Here is a 21,530-nt window from a genome sequence, read left to right on the forward strand (position 1 = left end):
GATGAACGACTCCCGCCCACTCGTGTCTCGCTTCGACCCATTGCCAGAAGACGACAACCCCACCACGCAATTCGAGGTGCACGATCGCTCCATCGGCGAGCTGATTCGAGAAGCGCGTGGCCTCAGCGAGCAGCAGATCGAGGAGGTTCTTGCGTATCAGCGCCAGCACGGTCTGCGGTTCGGCGAGGCCGTGGTCGCACTGAAGCTTGCGAGCAGCGACGACGTGTTGCGGGCCCTGTCGCAGCAATATCACTACGACTACACGCCTGCACTGTCTCTTGGCGAGAAAAGCAGCGAACTCATCGTCGCGACCAATCCCTTCAGCGATGAAGCAGAGGCGTTTCGGGACTTGCGCAGCCAATTGATGATGGGCGTGCTGAGCGAAGAGCAACCTCGCCGTGCCCTGGCCATCCTGAGCCCTGACATCGGCGACGGAAAGACCTACATCGCCGCCAACATGGCCATCGCCTTCAGCCAGCTGGGTGGCCGCACGCTGCTGGTCGACGCAGACATGCGCACACCGCGACAGCACGTCTTGTTCGACGCAGACCATACGTCCGGGCTGAGCTCGATCCTGTCAGGGCGCGCCGAGAACGGCGTGGTGCAGCAGGTGAAAAACCTCCCCAGCCTCTATGTGATGCCCGTGGGCGCCGTGCCTCCCAATCCGATGGAGCTGGTTCAACGCCCGGCGTTCGGCCTGCTGCTACACGAACTGCTGTCGAAGTTCGACCATGTTCTGGTCGATACGCCGGCAGCCGTGCATGGCGCTGACGCACGCGTCATCGCGGCCCATGCAGGCGCTGCATTGGTCGTAGGTCGCAAGGGGCGAAGCCGCATGTCAGCCATGGAAGGACTGCTCAAGAAACTGGGCAAGAGTCCGGTTGCCATCGCCGGCGTGGTGATGAACGAATATTGAATCGAGCCGCCATTGGCACGACCAGACCTTTGATGCCGGCAGCTCTCCACATCTGAACAATGACCGCACTTCTCCAGCGCAACCTCGCCGAACACCGCGAACTGTTTTCGCAAATGCATACCCTGGACGACGCCATCGGCCAGGCCGGCGAGTTGATCGCCCTCACGCTGCAGCGAAGCGGCAAGCTCATGCTCTGCGGAAACGGCGGCTCGGCGGCCGACAGCCAGCACATCGCTGCCGAGTTCACTGGGCGTTTCATCAAGGACCGGCGCCCTCTCGCCGCCATGGCACTGTCGACCGACAGCTCGGCGCTCACCTGCATCGGCAACGACTACTCTTTCGACGACGTCTTCTCGCGCCAGGTGTCCGGGCTGGGACGCGAGGGAGATTGCCTGCTGGCCATCTCGACCTCCGGCAACTCGCGCAACGTCATTCGAGCCGTGGAAACAGCACATGCGTTGGGCATGAAGACCATCGGGCTGCTCGGGCGCGACGGCGGCGCCTTGACCAAGATCTGCAGCATGTCCATCGTCGTGCCGAGCCAGACCACCGCGCGCATTCAAGAGGCACACATCTTCATCGGTCACGCACTTTGCGGATTGGTTGAAGAGCATCTCGGCTTCGCCTAATGCGCGGCAATCGAGCGCTCAAGAGGCTCGACCGGTACCTCGGCATCCCGCTGGTATTCGTGCTGGGCCCGGTGATGCGGTGGGCCCGGGCGCTGGGTCGATCCGACCAGGCTCCGAGAACCATTGGCGTGATCAAGGAAGCAGCCATCGGCGACACCGTGGTGCTCGCCTCCGCCCTGGCAGACCTGCGGAAGGCGCACCCGCTCGCAAAGATCATCCTGTTCGCCGGCCCGACCAACCACGGTTTCGCGAAGATGCTCGCTGTTCCTGACGAGGTGCAGTTGCTCCCACTCAGCCAGCCGCATCGATGCGTCTCGATCCTCCGGCGCAGCAAGCTGGATCTGCTGATCGACGCGGGCCAGTGGCCGCGCATCAATTCCCTCATTTCGATCCTGTCCGGCGCAAAGCGCCTCGTCGGATTCAAAACGCCAGCGCAGTACCGCCACTACGGTTACGACGATGTCGTGGTCCATCGCGCGGATCTTCATGAAGTCGACAACTTCCGGCGATTGGTTGCCGGCGGCAACGCGCCGTTGACTGCCCCCAGCTTCGACATCAACTACAAGTTGATCGCGCCACCGACCGCCAAGCCGTATGCCGTGCTCCATGCCTGGCCCGGCGGAGAGCGAAGCGAGCTGAAGGAATGGGCCTCGGAGAACTGGATTGCCGTGGCCCGCCATGTCAGCGGGCGTGGACTGTCCGTCGTGCTGAGCGGTGGCCCGGGCGATCGTGCTCGAAACGATCAGCTGCAGAAGCAGATGGGCGGCATCGACGCGCTGAACCTCGCAGGCAACCCGATGCATGAACTGCCTTCGCTGTTGAAGCAGGCACAGATCGTCGTGTCCGTGAACACCGGCTTGATGCATCTGGCGGCGGCCATGGACGTTCCGACGGTCGGGCTCCACGGCCCGACGTCAGCTCTTCGCTGGGGGCCGAAAGGCACGCGATCGATCGCGGTAATTTCGGCCGACCCGGCGAGCCAGTACCTGAGCCTGGGGTTCGAGTACCCCGCCAGCTGCAATGCCATGCGGGCGATCCATGCCGATGCGGTGATCGATGCCATCGATTCCCTCATGCTTCGATCGAACCCGCAGGGGATCGACTCGCGTCATACTGCAGCGCACTAGCTTTCCGAAGAGAGCATCGAATGAATTCGCAGCGCTCAAACTCCCAGCTGGCGTCCATCCAGATCTTGCGGGGTGTGGCAGCCTCGCTTGTCGTCTTGCATCACTTCGCACACGCCATCGAGACTTATTCGAAGCAGGAGTCCTGGATCGTGAAGAGCGGACTGGGCGCACTGGGGGCGGCCGGGGTTGATCTGTTCTTCGTGATTTCAGGTTTCATCATGGTCTACACCACGAGAAACCGCGTCGGCCCGCAAGACGCGCTGAGTTTCTTCTACAAGCGTGCACGCCGTGTGTTCCCACTGTATTGGTTCTGGACGACGGTGCTGCTGCTGCTTTGGCTGGCGAACATCGCACTTCGCTCCCACACTTTCCCCCTGCCGTACATCGTTACGTCGTACCTGCTCATCCCGGCGTATCACGGGACGACTTCGCATCCGTTGCTAGACCAGGGCTGGACGCTGTCCTTCGAAATGCTCTTCTACATCGCCTTCGCGACCGCCATGATTTTCGTGAGCAACGCGCGTCGCCTCGTCGTGGTCCCGGTGTTGTTGACCGTCACAGCGGTCTTGGGCGCGCTACTTTCCAGCCCGAGCGCGATGCGCGACCTTCTGACCAACTCGCTCATCGCGGAGTTTGTGCTGGGCATGCTGGCAGCCGAGATCGTGGTCCGCATGCAGGCCGCCCGTGCTGTCGCGCGGCCATCGTCGCCTTGGTTGCCACTCGTGCTGGTCAGCGCCGGCATGCTGCTGATGCTGGCCACGCTCGCAATTCCGCAAGGCATGTACTCGCGCGGCCTCGTCTGGGGAATTCCGAGCGTCCTGATCGTGCTGGGTGCGGCACTTTTCAACGACTCGTCGCGTCGAGGCCTGGCGGTGTACCTGGGGGACGCGTCGTATTCGATCTACCTCACCCACGGCTTCGTTGCGTTGGCGTTCGGGACAGCACTGCAGAAGGTGCCTGTCTTGCAATCACTCCAGCCTGATGGACTTATTCTCGGGGCGACCGTCGCAACCGTGCTGTTGACTTCACTCTCGTATCCGCTCGTCGAGAAGCCACTGCTCAAGCTGCTGTCGCGCGGCGAGCCAGATCGCAAGCGTACCGAGTCCGTGCTCGGCACCGCCACCATTCGCTGAATTCGGTTACTTGCCTTGAAGCCAGCGCTGGATGGCTTCGAAGAAGCGGTCGCCAATGAAGCGCTGACCGTCGCTGGTGGGATGGACTTTGTCTGCTTGGTATCCGGTTTCTCGCGGAAAGTCGGTCCACACGTCAACAGCCGCGATGAGCGAGTCTCCTGCAGCGATGCGCTTGTTGACCAATTGCGCGACCTTCGGCGCGTACTTCTCAGACTCCCTCTCGCTGATCGGCAGACGCATGATCGGGATGATGTTCGCGACAAAGACCATGGCGGTGGGACGCTTCTCGTGGATCTTCTCGATCAGCAGATTCAAGCGCTGAGGAGCTTGGTCGTAGCTGCAATTGATCTCCGGGTGACCGATGCTGGCGAGGTTCATCCCCGGCAGATTCCCGCCGCCAACGTCGTTGGTGCCGATCATGAGCAACACCGTGTCCGGCTTGTACTGGTCGAGCTCGGCGTCGAGCGTCTGATAGATGCCGTTGACATTGCACTTGATCATCTGCCAGCCTGAGTGGCCAGCATTGACGATGTCGCCGTTGAACGAGACGCCGGCCGACTTGAGTCGTGTCGACAATTGGCGCTGGTAGCCCCCGCTGTGTCCGACCGTGATCGAGTCCCCGAGGCTGAGGATCGTGCCCAGTTGCCTGGCGAGCACGGCGGCGGCGCCTTTCGCACAGTTTGCTGAAGCTGCACCTTCACACGCAGGCGACGAGCGGGTTCCCGCGGTAGCACTCTGAGCGATGGCCTCAGCGTTGTAGCCCGTGAGCACCAGCGCGCCGGCAACGCCCAGCATCCATTGCAGCCCTCGACCTCTGGTCGACTTCAACCAAGTCACGCGAGGAGACTGATGCTGCCCCTGCGGCAGTTCGCTTGAGGAAACCGAGCGCTGGCGAAATGTTGTTATCAGCATTGCTTCCTTCCGTCCGTCGCATCGAACTCGTTCAAGGCAGATCACCCCGCGGTACGAACGCTCCTGCCCTTGGGGACAACCTGCGCCCCACTGCACTGACAGCACGCCCCGCCAGCCGGGACAGCGTGCCCGCCATCTCGCGGCGCGTCAGGTTCGTGCGCATGAAAGCCAGATATTCATCCAGCCGTTTGCTCCGGCGAGCCACCGTGAACAGATCTTTCTCGATGTAGCCGATGTAGGCCGTCCGCGATAGCCGGTGTGCGTTTCTCTGGACCCAGCCGATGCAGAAGTCGAAGGTGCCGCCCTTTTCCACGCCACTGCCGCGCTGATACCAGTACGACAACGGTTGCTCGATCGCGACGAAGCGGGCACCGGCCTCTTCGAGCCTGATGCAAAAGTCGTAGTCCTGGTGCCGAACCAGCGAAGGATCGAACCCGACGCGTTGTGCCAGGCGCGTGGGCAAGAGCAGCGCACTCGTCTGCGCTCCCCCGAGCGGCGACAGCACGAAATCCGAAATGCGCCCGCCGTCATAGGGGATCGACGGGAACAGTTGCCAACTGGTGCGGTCCTCCCTGCACGAGACGACCTGCGAGAAGAGCACGAAGTCTTCGGGCAAGGACAAGCGCGAGATGTGCTCGAGATAAACATCGAGCTTCTCGGGCAACCACTCGTCGTCGTCATCAAGGAGCGCGAGCAGGGGCGCTACGGCAGTTTGGATTCCCAAATTCCGGGCAATGGCGCCATTGCTCGCCGCGCCGCTGTCGACGGCGCGAGCGCTGAAGCTCGCTTCATACTGAGGCAGCAGTGCCTCACAGTACGCCTTGAACTCGGCCGGGCTGTTGCTGTAGACGACGATGACTTCCCGAACGTGGTGTGCTCCGGGCACGATCGAATCAAGCGCACGCTTCAAGGTCTCTCGCCCATCGCGCGACGGAATAACGACGCTGACGCTTTGAGTCAGAAAACTGTGGGTTTCGGATGGCATCGGGGTCACTCGATGGAAGCCATGACGTCGCGAACCAGGCCCGCGGTGCGCTCCCACGAATAGCGGGTCGCGTTGACCAAGCCTGAGCTCACAAGCGATTGTCGTAGCTCTGCGCTCTCGAGCACGCGCTCGATCGCATCTGAAATCGCCTCGGTGCTGCGTGGGTCCACGAGGATCGCAGCGCCACCGGCAATTTCGGGCAGCGAGGTGTCTCTCGAGGTGATGACGGGTACGCCACTCGCCTGGGCTTCGACCACGGGAAGCCCGAAACCCTCATGCAGGCTGGCAAACATCACCGCATCGGCGCCGCGATAGGTGGCGGCCAATCGTTCATCGTCGACGCGCCCGAGAAAAATCACGCGCGACTCGAGCTGCGCGGCTTTTGCCTGATCCACCAGCGCCGGGCTCGGCTCGCCGAGAAACACCAGATCGTGGGGAAACCGATGCGCCACCGCAGCAAATGCAGCGAGCGTTCGGGCTTCGTTCTTGTGGGGACGGCGGTTGCCGACGACGAACAGGTAGCCGCGCGGACGCGTGAACCGCTCCCCGTCAGGGCGAAAGTGCTTGTCCACGCCGTTGCCGACGTTGACGATGCGCTTCGCATCGAGCCCGCTCCACTCCGCAATGCGCGCACGCGAGTATTCCGAGACGGTCAAGACCATTCGGGCACGGTGGCAGGCCGGCTTCATGAAGTGCTGGTAGTACAGCGCCTTCGACCGGCTGCGTGTCTCCGGCGAATCGATGTGGGTGAGGTCATGCAGCGTGAAGACGAACGACAGCCTCGACGTTCCAGGAGCGTTGTAGCCGGGTGAAAGAAAGACCGAGGTTCGCGCAGCAGGCAGCAGCTTCCACATCAGGTACGCAGAGTCCAGGGGCGATGAAGGCTTGGGGCCGCCGCTCAGGTCCTGCGCGCTGCCAAGGCCTTTTCGCACTTCTCTGGCGAACCGGCCGATGCCATGGTCGCCGATCCAGCGTGCGTCGAATATCAAAGCCATCGGTCAGTCGAGCTTCACGTTGGCAGGGTCGCTCGCATTCAGCAGCACCGGCACGGTACTCAGCTCGACCGGACCCGACGAGTCGACCTTGGCTTCGGCGACCGACGGGCCGTTGTCCAGATTCAGGCGACGCGATGCCGGCCCCGAGGCCCCACGCAATCGGGCGCTCACGGCACGTTCAGGCGCCCAGGCAACGATGTTCGGCTGCCCTGGCGACTCGGACAGCTGGACGATCGTGCCCTTGTCGGTGGTCGTCGAGCGAACAACAGTCCGTTTGGCGGCAACCTGCATGAACTGCATCAACGCATTGAAGGCTGGCTTCGGCGTGTGATCCTTGTGCATCAAGCCGAAGCGGTGCTCCCGGTTGGATGGATCGTTTCCATCGTCGAACAGGTCGTACCACCACACGCCAGCGACATAGGGCTTCGATTGCAGCAGCAGGTTCATCTTGAAGAGGCGCGCTGCCGCCGTGGCCTCGTCTGTCCCTTTGTCATGTGTCGGCCAGCCGATCTCGGTGATGTAGAGCGGCTTCGACTTGCCCCCGTTGGCTTGGCGCAGCTCGCGGTCCAGCCCGTCCATCCAGGAGACGACTTCCTCGGCAGAGGCGTCCCTCGCAGAATGGTTGTAGGGGTGAACCGAGAAGCCTTCTGCCAGTCGCAGGCCACCCAGCTGCACGAAGCGCCGGATCCACGCCATGTCGCGATTGCCAACGGCTCCGGCAACCAACGGGGCTTTGATACCGACCTCATCGGCCACCCTGCGCACCCGTTCCAGCAAGCGAACGTAGTCTTCCACCGAGCCCCGTGGACCATCGCGTGCACCGGCCCCGAGATTCCATTCGTTCCACACTTCGTAGCCGGAGACCTGGTCACCGAATCGCTCGAAGACCACCTTCACGTACTTGGCGAAGACCTCTCGGTCTTCGTCGGTGCGCGGCATGCCGCGAAAGTGCAAGGCGTTGTCGGAATGCAGCACCAGCATGCCCGGCACACGCGGCCCGGAGCGGCCGGCGATCAAGTCGTCGATCTGCGCGTTGGCATTCTGAAAGCGGAACACACCCGGTTCTTTCTCGAGCTGGCTCCATTGCACGTCGTCGCGAAATGAAGTGACGCCCAGGCGTTGCATCAGCAAGCGCAGCTCCGTTGCATTGGTCTGCCCGGATGGGAGATGAACACCGACACCCCAGATCGGCGTCGCTTCCGCACCCCACGCCGGTTTCGCGCAGAAGGTGATCAGCGAAAAAGCGCACAGCCATGCGTGGCCGGCGGCAGCAGCCGCATGCCGAAGCCAATTACTTTGAAATTTCATGTTCTTCCCGGCTTCGCCGCATCAGCAACCCAGACACCATGCCGATCACGATGGCGAAGACGGCACTCTCGATGACGTTGATCGTCAACCCATACGCGAACAAGCAAAGCAGCACCAGATACGCGATCCGGTGCTCAACGCGTTGAAGCTGCAACTTGCGGCTTGCATAGAGCAAGGCCAAATAGAACCAGGCCCCCAGGATGCCGCCCGTCACGTACACATAAACAAAAAAACTGTCCGCCGGGTTGGCCCTGCCCGGCTCGAACGCGTACTGCGCCGCGCCGATGCCTCCCAGGCCGCGCCCGGTGATGGCCTGCCAGTCTTCCAGAAGTCGCAGCGCGCGCGGCCAGGTGTCCCATGCCCTCGAGACGATCGACGACAAGAGCCAGTGCTCGGGGGAGCCTTCGGGCAGGCGAGGCAGAGGAATCTGCAAGGACACAAGCGGAAAGACGAGGCCGATGGCCGCCAGGACCACCAGCGCGGCCAAGAACAGTACGCGCCAGACGGAGTCGGTTCGACGCGCGAAGCCGAGAAAGGGCAAGCACGCCGTCACCAGCACGAAGGCACCTGCTGCGCCTTTCGCGGTGGTGAGCGCGATGACCAGTCCTGAAACGAGCGTCAGCACCGTGCGAACGAACAGCGAGCGCCAGACACAGACCAGGTACAGGTGCAGCAGCAAGACGATGATTGCGGCGTCGAAGCTCGTGCGCGAGAACCCCGAGAGTCGCTTCACGCCGGCTGCCGTCCATTCGCGGTTACCGGAGATGGCGACGTCGCCCACCTGTACCGTCAAGCCCGCCCACGGCAAGCGATCGAAATAGTTGACGAGCACGCCTGCACACACCACGGCCCACAGCAGGAACCAGGTTTTGGGGCGATTCAGGTGAGGTACGACCTTGGCTTCGACCAGCAGGAACCCCAACACCAACGGCAGCCAGACCTTCACTCCGAAAAGCGTCTGGGCAATTCCGAGTCCCGACAGCAACGAGATGCAGGCCAGTGCGGCGAGTATCCAGAACACCACCGCGCTGCCGACGATGTCACGCCGCTCCCGCGCGATTTCGTGAACGCACAACAGCACGCACAACAAGACGATGGCATCGCGCCCGTAGATGGCGGCGCCCGCGCCGCCGAATTCGAGCATCCAGCGAAGCGCCGAGTCGAAAGCCTGCGTCGCCACGTAGACACCGACCCCGACGGCGATGATCGTTCGGGTGGTCGGAGCCGCCAGTGTGGCCGGCTCGCGGAAGGTGGTGGTCGCCGTCATGCCGGAACTGCCCGTGAATCCGCGTGCTGGCGAGCGCGGCGAAAGATCTCTTCCTGCCCGGCTGCCCAGCCTTGAACGTCATAGAACTTCGCCGAGCTTGGTCGGCAAGCGCTGCGAAGGGAAGACAGTAAAGCGGGGTCGTCCCGTAGCTTCACGATGGCACTCACAAGAGACGCAGGATCGTCGGGCTCGAAGACGAGGCCGTTCACGCCATCCAGCACCATCTCCGGAATGCCCCCTCGGCGCGACCCGACAACCGGCACGCCGTATCCCAGCGATTCGAAAACGACGCTCGGGAGCGTGTCGTTCCAAAGCGAGGGCACGATCGCCACGTCGACCTGGGCAAAGAAATCTGCAGGCTTGATGAACCCTAGGAACTTGATGTCGTCCGCGTCGCCGTAGCGCTCACGCAAACCCTTTTCGTACTGCTCTTCGCCACGACCGGCAATCAACAGTTCCACATCGGACAGACGCGATTCCTTGAACGTGCGCAACAGCCATTCGATGCCTTTGCTCTCGGCGAGAAAGCCGATGAAACCCAAGCGCAGACGTGGCGCCCGCTGCTTCGGCGGCAGCTCACTTGGCACCGACGTACCGAAGTTGTAGAGCACCTCTCGAATCGGCGCCTCTGAGAAATACCCCGCGTTCAACAGGCGATCCAGAACGAAGCGGCTGACGCCGACCACGGCAGTGACCTGTTCGCTGGCTTGCGCATGCGACATGCGCAGCGCTCGGCAGTCCAGGCAAGGCTTGTCGCAGTTCTTGCCGTTTCGAAACATGTTCGACTTGGAGCAGCGAAGGTACTGATCGTGCAACACCTGAACGATGGGAATGCCCAAGGAATCGATCGCCTCCCAGGCGCTGATCGACCAGCCCGCAAGGTTGTGGCAACAGACGATATCGGGCTGGCTCTCGCGCAACAGCTCGCGCAGCGCCTCGGCCATCGGCCGGTTGTTGCGGTCGCGCACATGCCAGAGCAATCGTTTGTGCGCCGGGTGCGCCACTTGCCAGAAATTGAAGTATTCGTTGTGGATGCCGACTGTCGTCACCTGGACGCCATTGACAACTTCGCGATGCACTCCCGGCTCGGCACGAAGCGCGATGACCTGGACATCGTGTCCACGTGCGCTCATGGCTTCGGCCTGACTCCTGAGAACCAACTCGGCACCCCCGGCAACATTGGGCGGATACAGTGTGCTGAGGTATGCAATTCTCATTGGCTGTGTATCAGTCGTTGCTCATTCATGGGTTGTCGACTGTACGAGAAGTAGGCCCGTGAAATGACGCCACCCCCCCATGCTCGCGTGATCGACTGAATGGAAACTGCGCCGACCCAGTCGGGCGGCAAGAGACCATCCAAAGAGCAGCAAGATCGGTGCCGATGTGCATCGGCGCGATCACGGCGTTGCCGCATCGATGAAGCAGTGTCAAAGCGTGCTCCGCGGCGCTCGGCACGGTGTCGCCGTGCTACGCTCCGACGCGAAGTTCGCAGATGAAATCCAGCGAACTCACTGACTGCCAAAGACGCGCTATTCCGCCTCGATTCGGCACCCCCATTCCACCGCGTGACTGCATGCACCTGACTCCATTCGGCGCTCGGCCCTTCCCTCTGCAATCAAAGGCGTCGCGTGACGCCACACAAGGCACGAGCGGGGCCGGGCAGTGACTGACAAGACGCCCAAGCCAGATCCTTCTCCTGCCCCTTCGCCCCTGCCTGCCGACCCACCGCCGTCGGCGATGGGCAATGCGCAGTGGGTGGCCATCGCCCAGGTCGGCAAGATCGCGCTGCAACTCATCAGCATGGCCACGCTCGCGCGGTTGCTCAACGCGCAGCAGTACGGCGTGATGGCGATGGCAACGGTCGTGACCAACTTCGCTCTGCTGATGCGTGATCTCGGCACCGGCGCGGCCGTGGTGCAGAGTCGAAACCTCAGCGACAAGCTGCTCGACAGCGTCTTCTGGCTGAATCTCTCGATGGGCGCCGCGGTCGCCCTCGTCTTGTGGGTGGGTGCCATTCCCATTTCCCACCTGTTCGGCTCGGCCGAATTGCCACCGGTACTCTGGGCACTCGCGGTGATCTTTCCGATCACGGCCTCGGCAACAACCCATCAAGCCCTGCTGGAGCGGCGCTCGCAGTTCAAGTCGATTGCGCAGATCGAACTCGCGGCCCTGACGCTTGGTGTGGCCTGCGCCATCGCCGCAGCGGCGGCGGGATGGGGCGTGTTCAGCCTGGTGGTGCAAGCCATCGTCAATGCCGTGGTCTCCACCCTGTTTCTCTGGAAGAAGTCCCTCTGGCGCCCCGGAAGAAACGGCAGCCTTTCTGAACTCAAGGGCCTGGTGGGATTCAGCGGCAACCTCAGCCTCTTCCAGTTCATCAACTACTTCTCTCGCAATGCTGACGGCATGATCATCGGGCGCTTCCTCGGCGCCACGGTTCTCGGCTTTTATTCGGTGGCGTATCGCCTGATGCTCTTTCCGATCCAGAGCCTGACGAGCGTCGCGTCACGCGCGCTGTATCCGATCATGAGCCAGCAGCAGACGCGCATCGCCGACATGGCGTCGCTGTACCTGCGCACGATCGCGCTCATTGCGACCATCACCGCACCGCTGATGGCAGGCCTGTTCAGCGTGCGTGAGGCCTTCGTCACCACCGCCTTCGGGTCAGGGTGGGACCAGGTTGCGGCCATCTTGATGTGGCTGGCACCGACGGGATTCCTGCAGTCCATCATGAGCAGCACGGGAGCGATCTTCATGGCACGCGGCCGGACCGACCTGATGATGCGGGTCGGCGTTGTGACCGCCATCACGCAGCTGTCGGCGTTCTTCGTCGGAGCGCAATACGACGTGCTGGTGCTGGCTTCGCTCTACCTGGCTGCGAACGTGTTCAATTTCATCCCGGTGATGGTCGTCACCTTGCGCCAACTCGACTCGTCGCTGGTCGATCTGGCCAAGGCTCTCGCGGCACCCGTTGGGTCTGCGCTGATCATGGCCGCTGCCGTGCGCGTGGTCGTGTGGGTCTGCACGCGTGAGGATGTGAGCTCGCTGCAGACACTCATCGTGGCGTGCCCGCTCGGTGCGATCGTGTACGTGGCCGTGCTGACGCTCGTGTTCCGCCGCAGCCTGTCTGACTTGCGCGCGTTGCTGCGCCGGCCGCGATGATTCAGTGAGCGGCTAGGCCACGCGCAAGCGCGCCACGTCAGCCTGGGTGTAGGTGGCCGCGGCCTGGGGGTCGTTGCCCGACAGGATCAGGTTCTGATGCCACAACGCGATGGACTGCGTCGACGGCATCGTGTCGAACTCGGCCGCCTTGGCGTCGAGTTGGCGGGCAACGAAGCCACTGCGAAGCGCGGTGACATGCAGCCACAGGTCGTCGGCCTTCGGGCAACACGACTGAAATGCCGTGCCGGCGTCGCGCAAGGTGTCCAGCAAGGCGGGTGGGTAGATGACGCCGCACACACCGGTGGCAAAGACCGTGGGGCCGGGTTGGTTGCTGACGACGAAAGGCCAAGTGGCGTAAGGCGCAAGCCCGCTGTCTTTCAGCTGGATGCGGCGCGCGCGATAGCAATGCACCAGCTCGGGCTGGGCGGTGTGCGCATGGCAAAGCCGATCGAGCCAGAAGCGTGGATACCAAGTGTCGTCATCGGCAGTCACCATCGCCACGAGGTGCTTCGGTTCGGAGCAGACATACGGGAAGTACTTGGTGTGCGGGCCGCAATCTTCGGCGTAACGCACCTCCAGGCCACGCGCCCGCAGCCGCTGCAGCGGCGGCGGCAAAGGTCGCTCTCGCTCACCGAGGCCCAACCACAGGATCAGCCGCTGCGGCCGGACTCGGCCTCTGCCGATGGATTCGATGGTGCGATGCACGCGGCTGATCCGCACGCTGTGGGTGGTCAGGCTGACAACGACGGTCGCTTGATCGTCGACCACCGCCCGCCGACTCACCAGATTCAGCCAATCAGCCCAGGCCGCGCGTGCCGACATCTTCAGCAGATGCAGACTGGAGCGAGTGAATCGACGCAGCGCGCGCATTCAGCGCCTCACCATTTCCAGCGGCTGCCCGGCAGCTGCGACGGAGGTGAGGGATGGCTCTGAGCCCGGTGCTGACATGTGCGCCTGATCGTACATGGCACACATGCACAGGCCGCCGCGGATTGGGCCCGAACGTGAGGTCGAACGGCACAAGTTCACCTTAATCGTCCCCGGGCACAGCTAAAGGCGAGCCTCGCCAAGGTGACCTTGCCAACCGGACTTGGTCGCGCGCCAGAGCAGCTTCAAGCGGTGCCACATGAACTTCGGTTCAACCCCGCAGCGCAGCGCTTTAATGGCTTGCAGGAGTACGAACACGAAGCCGCCCGCGAAATACGGAACGGGCCGGGTGACCAACCATGCACGCTCCAACGCGACGCGGTTGCGCACCGAATAGAAGACACGGAAGTCGGTACTGGACGGTGAGAACCAGGCAGGCACGCCTTCTCCGTTCCGGTCCGCGTCGAACCACACCTCCTCGAGATCAGCGATGACACTGTCAGGGCAGAGCCGGACGATTCCGCCCGCAGCGCGAATGCGGCAAACATATTCATAGTCGTCGGCATAGACAAAGTAGTCTGCGTTCGGGTAGCCGACGCGCCGTGGCAGGTCGGCCGAGAACAGCATCCCTCCGTACGGCGCGAAGTCCGACTCGATGTCCACGCCCGCTGGCAACGGCGTCTTGGGTCCCGGTCGCGACAGGCCGATCCTGCGGCCGATCGAACTCCAGATTTCGTTGCCGCAGAAGGCGTTGATCCGGTACCTGAGGTTCTGGCGATGATTCACCGCGTCCATCAGGTACTGGCGATTCTTGCGCAGCGACAGCAGCACATCGCCGGGGGCCATGCTGGCGGTTCTTTCCAACAGCTTGCGAATCGCATCCGGCTCCGGCAGGTTGTCGTCATCCAGAAGGTAGACGAAGCCAGGGTCGCCCTGCTCGACGACGTGGCGCAGTGCCCTGCCAAACGCCGCGGCCGACCCGGAGTTCCGCGGCTCCGTCAGCACCGTCACGAAGTGCGCATGGCCGGCCTGCTCGACCAGCCGCTCGACCGGTTGAGCAGAATTGTTGTCGACCACGACCACGCGCCGCACCGCCGGCTGGGCAGCCGCAAACGCAAGCAGTTGAGAGAGGTAGGACCAGCGGTCGCCATAGGTGACCGTGACCACGGTCACCTGCTGCATGGGCCCTGAGCTTGGTGGATCGGAACGAGCCGGTTCGTTCCCTGCGGTGTCACCGGCAGGCGCCCCTTGAGGCGTCGTCTGTGTCAACTCAGCGGGCCTTGCGTTGGCGCCGCGCTCGGCTGCGAGTTGCGGCCAATGGCGTGGTACTCGAGGCCCAGGGCCGACATGAACTCGGGATCGTAAAGATTGCGCCCGTCGAACACGACCGGCTGCTTCAGCGTGTCGCGAATCTGGTCGAAATCGGGACTCTTGAACTGCCGCCATTCGGTGACGATCAGCAAGGCGTCGCAGTCCTTGAGGGCACTCGCCTGTGCGTCGACAAACTCGACACCCTTCACCCCGTCCAGAACGCGCTTTGCCTCCGGCATCGCGACCGGGTCGTAGGCCCTGATGGTGGCGCCACGGCGCGTCAACTCACCAATGATCACGCGGCTCGGCGCCTCCCGCATGTCGTCGGTGTTGGGCTTGAAAGCCAGGCCCCAGATCGCGAACTGCCGGCCGGTGAGGTCTTCGCCGAAACGCGAGACCACCTTGTCGACCAGCACCATCTTCTGCCGCTCGTTGGCCGCCTCGACGGCGTTCAACACCTTCAGGTGGATGCCGCTGCCTTCGGCGGCCCGGACCAGCGCCTTCACATCCTTCGGGAAGCACGAGCCGCCATAACCCGCGCCAGCGTACAGGAACTGCGTGCCGATGCGTGGGTCGCTGCCGATGCCTTGCCGCACCAGTTCGATGTCTGCACCGATCTTCTCTGCCAGCAAGGCCAACTCGTTCATGAAGCTGATGCGCGTGGCCAGCATGGCATTAGCCGCGTACTTGGTGAACTCGGCGCTGCGCCGATCCATCACGAGCATGCGGTCGCGGTTGCGGATGAAGGGGGAGTAGAGCGCACGCATCAACAGCACGGCGCGTTCGTCGTCGGCACCGACGATGACCCGGTCAGGCCGCATGAAGTCTTCGACGGCAGCGCCTTCCTTCAGGAACTCCGGGTTCGAGACCACGGCATAACCGACGTCGACGCCCCGATCCGCAAGCTCGGCACGAATCGCCTCGTGCACCTTGTCACCGGTGCCCACCGGCACCGTGCTCTTGTCGACAATGACCTTGTAATCCGTCATGTGCCGACCGATGCTGCGCGCTGCCGCCAGCACGTATTGCAGATCGGCCGAGCCGTCTTCATCGGGCGGTGTGCCGACGCCGATGAACTGCATGGTGCCGTGCTGCACAGAGGCAGCGATGTCAGTCGTGAAGTGAAGGCGCCCCGCCACGACATTGCGCAGCACCATGTCTTGCAGCCCGGGCTCATGGATCGGGATCTTGCCGTCCTTGAGCATGTCGATCTTGCGCTGATCCACATCGACACACATGACGTCGTTGCCCATCTCAGCCAAGCAGGCGCCGCTGACCAGTCCCACATACCCGGTGCCGATGACCGTGACTTTCATTTAATTTCCTCCCACCAATCCATGTACAGATGCCAAGTAGCATATCCCGAGCCCGGGCAAACCCTGATGCGCTTGAGGGCCCTTGAGGGCCTCAACCGCCTTCGCCGCGCAGCGCTCAGCGCCGAATCAGCTTCTTGAGCGCGTCGACGAGGATCGGCGGCAAAAGCTGGCGCACGGCCCGACGCAAGGAGGGCGAGCGGCGCGCGAACAGGAACACCGATGAAACGCGCTGGGCGCGCATCTCTTCTGCGGCGGGGTTGTCGTAGTAATAGACCGCCACCGAGCGCCTGGTCTGGCCGGGCGGCGCAGTCATCGGTTCAGGGTGCCCGTGGAAACTCTTGGGGCCATGCACCAGCAGCACCGAGTTGCCCAACTCCGGCTGAACCGAACGAACGCTCGTGCGGGTGGTGCTGTCCCAGAGTTCCAATGCAGAACCCCAGGCCGGGTCCCAGTTGCGATTGAGGTACGTGATGAACACCATCTTGTTGTTCAGGCCGTAGCGCGCATGGCGGTCGAAGTCGCGGTGGATGCTGAACTTCCCACCGGGGGGCGTTTCGTGCAGGCCACCGTTCAGGAGTGTGGGGTCGGGCAGAAGGTCTTTTTCGCCGGTGATCTCCGAGATCATGTCGACGAACCAACCGGAATTGACGATCCCGAAATAGATCTGCGAAGCCGGGCCAAGGTCATCGTGCTTGGCCGAGCGACGAGTCAGCTCCATGTCGTTGTGGTGAACCTTCCACTTGCTCTTGTCGACGAAGTCGAACTCTTCGCGCACCAGCTCGAGCAGCACCGGGTTGAACCAGCCACTGACGGCGAGGTGGGGGAACGGCTTCGCCTCTTGCAGCTGCTGACGCAGCTCGGCGATGTACGAGGGATCGAAAAGCCGGGGGTCGACATGCCGAGCAATGTCGAGCCGCCGTCCACGAATGACGACATAGTCGTCGCTTGAAGTGGCCCGGACCGATTGAAGATCAACCGTGGTGGCCGTTTGCACGCCTGCCGAGTCAACGACGGAATCAGAGCTGATTTTGGAAATACTTTGCGTGGATGAGAGCATGGGTGTCAGTCGATTGTCTCTGTCGACATGCCCCTCTGTTCGTGGAGGTTTCGGTAAATATTGCAACCGTCGGGAGCAGCTTTTACCGGGTTCGGGGGATGGTCAAGCGACGTGTATTCATGGTGCCACGTCGCTCACTCTGCGGCTACACACCAAATGAGTGGCCGTGAAGCTCAGTCCATCTGCGCGCAGTCTTCTGCTCGAGATGTGACATAAAGCAAGCGACGAACCGGAGGTGTGCAGAGCACCCTTCACGCCAGCGTCGAATGGGGATGCAGCGGATGCTCGATCGTCTCGGCGATCAGCTGCAGCGCGCGGTCGCAATCGTCGTGGCCCATCGGCCCGCCCAGGCACACGCGCACCGCATCGGGCGGGTTGCCATCGGTGCTGAAGGCCGCACTCGCCACCACGCCGACACCCTGCATGCGCAGGTACGACGCAAACTCCACCGGGCTCCATGCCGCGTCGAGCGGCAGCCAGAAGTGGAAGCCCTCCGGTTGCGCCGCCACGCCGTAGCGCCCCAGGTGCTTCATCGCCATCTCGTAGCGGCCGTGCGACTCCTCACGGATGGCTTCGAGCACGGCATCCGCCGTGCCGTCACGCACCCAGCGGGTGACCAGCGCGTTGGTGAACGGTGAGGCCATCACCGTGGTCGCACGCAGCGCGCCGGCCAGGCGTTGCGCGGCCTTCTCGCTTGGCGCGCACACATAGGCATTGCGCAGGCCCGCGCCCAGGCACTTCGAGAAGCCGGTGATGTAGTAGGTGAGCTCCGGCGCGAAGGTCGCCACCGGCGGGATCTTGCGGCGCGGCAGCATCGCGTAGGCATCGTCTTCGATGATGGGCACGCTGTAGCGCAGCGCCACGTCGGCAAGCGCCTCGCGCCGGCCGAGCGACATGGTCGCTGTGGTCGGGTTCAGCAGCGTCGGGTTGCAGTACACGGCCTTGGGGCTGAGCGTCTTGCAAGCGTGCTCGAACGCAGCCACGTCGGGCCCGTCATCGTCGAGCGCCATCGGGTGAAGCTGCACGCCGAACTGCGTGGCGATGGCCTTGAGCCCCGGGTAGGCAAGCGCATCCACGCAGATCAGTTCACCCGGCCGCGCCAGTTGCGAGATCAGCCCAGCCAGCACGCTGTGGATGCCGGGGCACACCAGTACGCGCGACGCGTCGATGCCAGAGAGGCGGCGGCGCAGCCAGTGCACGCCGGTCTCGCGGTCTTCGGGCGTGCCACCGAAGTCCTGGTAACGCAGCATGCCGTAGAGATCGGTGCTGGCCATCACCTCGGCCGCGCTCTCGCGCATCCGCGCGACCAGTGCCGCATCGGCCGGCTCGGGCGGCATGTTCATCGTCATCTCGGCGCCGGTGCCGTTGCGCAGCGGCAGCGCGAGACCACGCCCGCGCACGAAACTGCCCGAGCCGGTGCGCGAATCGATCAGCCCGCGCTTGCGTGCCTCGGCATAGCCACGCGCCACGGTCGTGTAGTTCATGCCGAGGGCGTCAGCCAATTCGCGAAGCGTCGGCAGGCGATCACGCGCGGCCAGGCGCTGGTCGCGCAAGTCTTCGGCGATCAGCTCGGGGATCAGCAGATAGGCCGGGCGATCGCTGGCTTCGATGCGGCGACGCCAACGTGCGGTGAGGGTGACCATCAGGGTGTTGTTGATTGCATGCGAAGCCCGAGTTGATCGCATCAACCATGCCGGCTCTGATCGCGTGATCCGGCAGCCGATGCACGGCCAGGGTGCAGTTCAAGCCGTTGATCGGGTGCATTGATTGCATCACCCGAGCCCTGAATGCGTGCGCCCTCGCGATGACTCGCCGCCTTGGCGAAACGCCTACCTTCGACCCATCGAACCCGCAGGCCACGCCACCTGCCGTTGATCGCGCATTGATTGCATCGCCTGGCCCGCTGGTGGCATCTCCCATGCAAAAGAAGAGGCGCACAGCCACCCAACCTCCAGGAGATTCACCATGCCCAAAGTCACCGCTGCCCCCCACAAGAAAGGCGACGCGCTCGTCGACTACGAAGAGAAGGTCTTCGAGGACGTGAAGGCCGAGCCGGGCGAGAAGGCGCTCGTCACTTTCCACACCGTGGCCTTCGAAGGCTCCATCGGTTTCGTCAACCTGCTGCAGGCCACGCGGCTCAAGCGCAAGGGCTTCGAGACCTCGATCCTCTTGTACGGCCCGGGCGTCACGCTGGGCGTTCAGCGTGGCTTTCCCACACTCGGTGACGAAGCCTTTCCGGGGCACCAGAACTTCAACAACCAGATCATGAAGTTCATGGCCGAAGGCGGAAAGGTCTACGCCTGCCGCTTCGCACTGCAGGCTCTGTATGGGCATGGCGAAGGTTCGTTGATCGAAGGCATCAAGCCGATCAACCCGCTCGACGTGCTCGACCTCGTGCTGCTGCACCGCAAGGCCGGTGCGCTGATCCTCGACACCTGGACGCTGTGATGGCCATGGGCACACCTTCCATCGTGCGTGCGGCTGCGGTGCAGATCGCACCCGATTTCGACAAGCCGGAAGGCACGCTGGACCGTGTGTGCTCGGCCATCGACGAAGCCGCAAACAAGGGCGCGCAGATCGTGGTCTTCCCAGAGACCTTCGTGCCCTACTACCCCTACTTCTCGTTCGTGCTGCCGCCCTGCAAACAGGGCCCAGACCACCTCAAGCTCTACGAGCGCGCGGTGGTCGTGCCCGGCCCCGTGACGCAGGCAGTGGCCGAGCGCGCACGCGCACGCAGCGTGGTGGTGGTGCTCGGCGTGAACGAGCGCGACCACGGCAGCCTCTACAACACCCAGCTGCTGTTCGATGCCGACGGCAGCTTGAAGCTCAAGCGCCGCAAGATCACGCCGACGTACCACGAACGCATGATCTGGGGCCAGGGCGATGCGGCCGGCCTGAAGGTGGCAGATACCGCCGTCGGCCGCGTCGGTGCACTGGCCTGCTGGGAGCACTACAACCCGCTCGCACGTTATGCCCTGATGGCGCAGCACGAAGAGATCCACTGCGCGCAATTTCCCGGCTCGCTGGTCGGCCCCATCTTCGGCGAACAGATGGCGGTGACGATCCGCCACCACGCGCTCGAATCGGGTTGCTTCGTCATCAACGCCACCGGCTGGCTCACCGACGCGCAGATCCAGTCGGTGACACCCGATGCCGGCCTGCAGGGCGCGCTGCGCGGCGGCTGCCACACGGCGATCGTCTCGCCTGAAGGCAAGTACCTGGCCGAGCCGCTGACCGAAGGCGAAGGCATGGTCATCGCCGACCTCGACATGGCGCTCATCACCAAGCGCAAGCGAATGATGGACTCGGTGGGCCACTACGCGCGCCCCGAACTGCTGAGCCTGGCCATCAACGACCGGCCGGCGCAGACGACGTTTGCGATGCCCGCCACCGATCCCGCCGTTTCAACCTGGAGCACTCCACATGAGCACGCCAACCCTTTCGAACACGCCTCCGTCGAACAGCGCGCGTCAGCTGATGACCGAGCTGCAGTCCTTCGGGTTGCGGCTGGTTGACCCGCACGCAGGCGCCGCCAGCCGACGCGGCGGTGCCGGGCCATCGGACCACAAGGCCGTCACCATCGACGGCCACACGATCATGGTGCCGGTGCACACCTCGAGCGCGTGGGACTCACCCTTCATCGCAGAGGCACCCGATGCGACCGGCCACAGCGCGCTGAAGCGCGGCGCCATTCCGATCGCACACATCGAGTTCCCGAAGCAGCCACGCTTCTACTCGATGCAGACGATGGACGGCGTGCCCTACGGTCACATCGCCACGCTGCACGGTGCCGACGTGCTGGCCACGACCATCCTGCAGACCTGCATCCGCTACGAAAGCCGGCGCAAGGCGTGCAAGTTCTGTGCGATCGGCCAGTCGCTCGCAGCAGGCCGCACCATCGCGCACAAGACACCGCAGCAGCTGGCCGAAGTGGCCCGCATGGCGGTGCTGCTCGACGGTGTCAAGCACATGGTGATGACCACCGGCACACCCCCCGGCGACGACCGCGGCGCGGCGGTTCTCGCCGAGAGCGCGTTCGCAATCAAGGCGGCGGTGAACCTGCCGCTGCAAGGCCAGTGCGAACCACCCGACGATGACCGCTGGTTCGATCGCATGAAGGCTGCCGGCATCGACACCCTCGGCATGCACCTCGAAGCGGTGACGCAGCCCGTGCGCGAACGCATCATGCCGGGCAAGGCCACGGTAACGGTGGAACGCTACCTGTCGGCGTTCGAAGCCTCGGTGAAGGTGTTCGGCCGCGGTCAGGTCAGCACCTACATCCTGGCGGGCCTGGGCGACACGCGCGAGGACATTCTGTCGATGTGCGAGACGCTCGTCGCGCTTGGCGTCTACCCCTTCGTCGTGCCCTTCGTGCCGATCAGCGGCACGCCGCTCGAAGACCATCCCGCGCCGGATGCCGGCTGGATGAAATCCATCCTCGAGCCGCTGGGAGCGATGGTGTCGAAGGGTGGCATTCGCGCGAAGGACATCAAGGCGGGATGCGGCAAATGTGGCGCCTGCTCTTCGCTGTCTCAATACGAGAACTGA

The 21,530-nt window shown here is 63.5% G+C and carries 19 protein-coding genes; 8 read left to right on the forward strand and 11 right to left on the reverse strand.

The window, feature by feature from the left end; genetic code table 11:
• The first annotated feature begins 1 nt into the window (after position 1).
• Genes AC1DYS_RS29305 through AC1DYS_RS29320 form a run of 4 tightly spaced genes read left to right on the forward strand, consistent with a single transcriptional unit; the run spans position 2 to position 3,805 of the window.
• Complete coding sequence (locus AC1DYS_RS29305; protein ID WP_477905120.1) at positions 2-916, forward strand: polysaccharide biosynthesis tyrosine autokinase; 915 nt, start codon at positions 2-4, stop codon at positions 914-916.
• 59 nt (positions 917-975) lie between these two features.
• Positions 976-1,545, forward strand: a complete 570-nt coding sequence (locus AC1DYS_RS29310; RefSeq protein ID WP_477905122.1) for a D-sedoheptulose-7-phosphate isomerase — start codon at positions 976-978, stop codon at positions 1,543-1,545.
• Entirely contained in the window at positions 1,545-2,672 is a 1,128-nt protein-coding gene (locus tag AC1DYS_RS29315; RefSeq protein ID WP_477905124.1) for a glycosyltransferase family 9 protein, read from the forward strand. The genes AC1DYS_RS29310 and AC1DYS_RS29315 overlap by 1 nt, the downstream gene beginning before the upstream one ends.
• 20 nt (positions 2,673-2,692) lie before the next feature.
• Positions 2,693-3,805, forward strand: a complete 1,113-nt coding sequence (locus tag AC1DYS_RS29320; RefSeq protein WP_477905126.1) for an acyltransferase family protein — start codon at positions 2,693-2,695, stop codon at positions 3,803-3,805.
• Positions 3,806-3,811: 6 nt separating this feature from the next.
• On the opposite strand, the gene AC1DYS_RS29325 is transcribed toward AC1DYS_RS29320, so the two are convergent.
• From AC1DYS_RS29325 to AC1DYS_RS29350, 6 genes are all read right to left on the reverse strand, one after another.
• Positions 3,812-4,717 (reverse strand): SGNH/GDSL hydrolase family protein, encoded by a 906-nt coding sequence (locus AC1DYS_RS29325; protein ID WP_477905128.1) that lies wholly within the window; start codon positions 4,715-4,717, stop codon positions 3,812-3,814.
• Positions 4,718-4,748: 31 nt separating this feature from the next.
• Positions 4,749-5,702 carry a glycosyltransferase family 2 protein gene (locus AC1DYS_RS29330; protein ID WP_477905130.1) on the reverse strand — a complete coding sequence of 318 codons (954 nt, stop codon included), beginning with the start codon at positions 5,700-5,702 and terminating at the stop codon, positions 4,749-4,751.
• Between the two features lie 5 nt (positions 5,703-5,707).
• A complete protein-coding gene (locus tag AC1DYS_RS29335; protein ID WP_477905132.1) occupies positions 5,708-6,697 on the reverse strand; it encodes a glycosyltransferase family 4 protein in 990 nt (329 codons plus the stop codon).
• 3 nt (positions 6,698-6,700) lie between these two features.
• Positions 6,701-7,822 (reverse strand): glycosyl hydrolase, encoded by a 1,122-nt coding sequence (locus AC1DYS_RS29340; RefSeq protein ID WP_477905200.1) that lies wholly within the window; start codon positions 7,820-7,822, stop codon positions 6,701-6,703.
• A gap of 166 nt (positions 7,823-7,988) precedes the next feature.
• Entirely contained in the window at positions 7,989-9,272 is a 1,284-nt protein-coding gene (locus AC1DYS_RS29345; RefSeq protein WP_477905134.1) for a hypothetical protein, read from the reverse strand.
• Positions 9,269-10,489, reverse strand: coding sequence for a glycosyltransferase family 4 protein (locus AC1DYS_RS29350; protein ID WP_477905136.1), 1,221 nt, complete (start codon positions 10,487-10,489; stop codon positions 9,269-9,271). Before AC1DYS_RS29350 ends, AC1DYS_RS29345 begins: the two co-directional genes overlap by 4 nt.
• A gap of 445 nt (positions 10,490-10,934) precedes the next feature.
• Here AC1DYS_RS29350 and AC1DYS_RS29355 point away from each other — a divergent pair, with 445 nt between their 5' ends.
• Positions 10,935-12,431 carry a lipopolysaccharide biosynthesis protein gene (locus AC1DYS_RS29355; protein ID WP_477905138.1) on the forward strand — a complete coding sequence of 499 codons (1,497 nt, stop codon included), beginning with the start codon at positions 10,935-10,937 and terminating at the stop codon, positions 12,429-12,431.
• 12 nt (positions 12,432-12,443) lie between these two features.
• Here AC1DYS_RS29355 and AC1DYS_RS29360 read toward each other — a convergent pair whose 3' ends face one another.
• The 5 genes from AC1DYS_RS29360 to AC1DYS_RS29380 form a co-directional block, all read right to left on the reverse strand.
• Entirely contained in the window at positions 12,444-13,301 is an 858-nt protein-coding gene (locus tag AC1DYS_RS29360) for a hypothetical protein (protein ID WP_477905140.1), read from the reverse strand.
• Positions 13,302-13,481: 180 nt separating this feature from the next.
• Complete coding sequence (locus AC1DYS_RS29365; RefSeq protein ID WP_477905142.1) at positions 13,482-14,480, reverse strand: glycosyltransferase; 999 nt, start codon at positions 14,478-14,480, stop codon at positions 13,482-13,484.
• A gap of 83 nt (positions 14,481-14,563) precedes the next feature.
• Positions 14,564-15,925, reverse strand: a complete 1,362-nt coding sequence (locus AC1DYS_RS29370; protein WP_477905144.1) for a UDP-glucose dehydrogenase family protein — start codon at positions 15,923-15,925, stop codon at positions 14,564-14,566.
• Between the two features lie 115 nt (positions 15,926-16,040).
• Complete coding sequence (locus AC1DYS_RS29375; RefSeq protein ID WP_477905146.1) at positions 16,041-16,982, reverse strand: 2OG-Fe(II) oxygenase; 942 nt, start codon at positions 16,980-16,982, stop codon at positions 16,041-16,043.
• A 251-nt stretch (positions 16,983-17,233) separates the two neighbouring features.
• The gene (locus AC1DYS_RS29380) at positions 17,234-18,625 is read right to left on the reverse strand and encodes an aminotransferase-like domain-containing protein (RefSeq protein ID WP_477905148.1); all 1,392 of its coding nucleotides are present in this window, start codon (positions 18,623-18,625) and stop codon (positions 17,234-17,236) included.
• A 322-nt stretch (positions 18,626-18,947) separates the two neighbouring features.
• Here AC1DYS_RS29380 and AC1DYS_RS29385 point away from each other — a divergent pair, with 322 nt between their 5' ends.
• From AC1DYS_RS29385 to AC1DYS_RS29395, 3 genes are read left to right on the forward strand one after another with little or no spacing between them, the layout of a single operon-like run.
• A complete protein-coding gene (locus tag AC1DYS_RS29385; protein WP_047490567.1) occupies positions 18,948-19,430 on the forward strand; it encodes an MSMEG_0572/Sll0783 family nitrogen starvation response protein in 483 nt (160 codons plus the stop codon).
• A 5-nt stretch (positions 19,431-19,435) separates the two neighbouring features.
• Positions 19,436-20,497, forward strand: a complete 1,062-nt coding sequence (locus tag AC1DYS_RS29390; RefSeq protein WP_477905150.1) for a Nit6803 family nitrilase — start codon at positions 19,436-19,438, stop codon at positions 20,495-20,497.
• Positions 20,460-21,530 (forward strand): MSMEG_0568 family radical SAM protein, encoded by a 1,071-nt coding sequence (locus tag AC1DYS_RS29395; protein WP_477905202.1) that lies wholly within the window; start codon positions 20,460-20,462, stop codon positions 21,528-21,530. Before AC1DYS_RS29390 ends, AC1DYS_RS29395 begins: the two co-directional genes overlap by 38 nt.

Source organism: Rhizobacter sp. P2_G4 (assembly GCF_056403575.1).

What these genes read in the sequence shown, in the direction of transcription:
- AC1DYS_RS29305 (WP_477905120.1), top strand. Translation starts at nt 2, where the DNA reads ATGAACGACTCCCGCCCACTCGTGTCTCGCTTCGACCCATTGCCAGAA.
- AC1DYS_RS29310 (WP_477905122.1), top strand. Translation starts at nt 976, where the DNA reads ATGACCGCACTTCTCCAGCGCAACCTCGCCGAACACCGCGAACTGTTT.
- AC1DYS_RS29315 (WP_477905124.1), top strand. Translation starts at nt 1,545, where the DNA reads ATGCGCGGCAATCGAGCGCTCAAGAGGCTCGACCGGTACCTCGGCATC.
- AC1DYS_RS29320 (WP_477905126.1), top strand. Translation starts at nt 2,693, where the DNA reads ATGAATTCGCAGCGCTCAAACTCCCAGCTGGCGTCCATCCAGATCTTG.
- AC1DYS_RS29325 (WP_477905128.1), bottom strand. Translation starts at nt 4,717, where the DNA reads ATGCTGATAACAACATTTCGCCAGCGCTCGGTTTCCTCAAGCGAACTG.
- AC1DYS_RS29330 (WP_477905130.1), bottom strand. Translation starts at nt 5,702, where the DNA reads ATGCCATCCGAAACCCACAGTTTTCTGACTCAAAGCGTCAGCGTCGTT.
- AC1DYS_RS29335 (WP_477905132.1), bottom strand. Translation starts at nt 6,697, where the DNA reads ATGGCTTTGATATTCGACGCACGCTGGATCGGCGACCATGGCATCGGC.
- AC1DYS_RS29340 (WP_477905200.1), bottom strand. Translation starts at nt 7,822, where the DNA reads ATGCAACGCCTGGGCGTCACTTCATTTCGCGACGACGTGCAATGGAGC.
- AC1DYS_RS29345 (WP_477905134.1), bottom strand. Translation starts at nt 9,272, where the DNA reads ATGACGGCGACCACCACCTTCCGCGAGCCGGCCACACTGGCGGCTCCG.
- AC1DYS_RS29350 (WP_477905136.1), bottom strand. Translation starts at nt 10,489, where the DNA reads ATGAGAATTGCATACCTCAGCACACTGTATCCGCCCAATGTTGCCGGG.
- AC1DYS_RS29360 (WP_477905140.1), bottom strand. Translation starts at nt 13,301, where the DNA reads ATGCGCGCGCTGCGTCGATTCACTCGCTCCAGTCTGCATCTGCTGAAG.
- AC1DYS_RS29365 (WP_477905142.1), bottom strand. Translation starts at nt 14,480, where the DNA reads ATGCAGCAGGTGACCGTGGTCACGGTCACCTATGGCGACCGCTGGTCC.
- AC1DYS_RS29370 (WP_477905144.1), bottom strand. Translation starts at nt 15,925, where the DNA reads ATGAAAGTCACGGTCATCGGCACCGGGTATGTGGGACTGGTCAGCGGC.
- AC1DYS_RS29375 (WP_477905146.1), bottom strand. Translation starts at nt 16,982, where the DNA reads ATGCTCTCATCCACGCAAAGTATTTCCAAAATCAGCTCTGATTCCGTC.
- AC1DYS_RS29380 (WP_477905148.1), bottom strand. Translation starts at nt 18,625, where the DNA reads ATGGTCACCCTCACCGCACGTTGGCGTCGCCGCATCGAAGCCAGCGAT.
- AC1DYS_RS29385 (WP_047490567.1), top strand. Translation starts at nt 18,948, where the DNA reads ATGCCCAAAGTCACCGCTGCCCCCCACAAGAAAGGCGACGCGCTCGTC.
- AC1DYS_RS29390 (WP_477905150.1), top strand. Translation starts at nt 19,436, where the DNA reads ATGGGCACACCTTCCATCGTGCGTGCGGCTGCGGTGCAGATCGCACCC.
- AC1DYS_RS29395 (WP_477905202.1), top strand. Translation starts at nt 20,460, where the DNA reads ATGACCGAGCTGCAGTCCTTCGGGTTGCGGCTGGTTGACCCGCACGCA.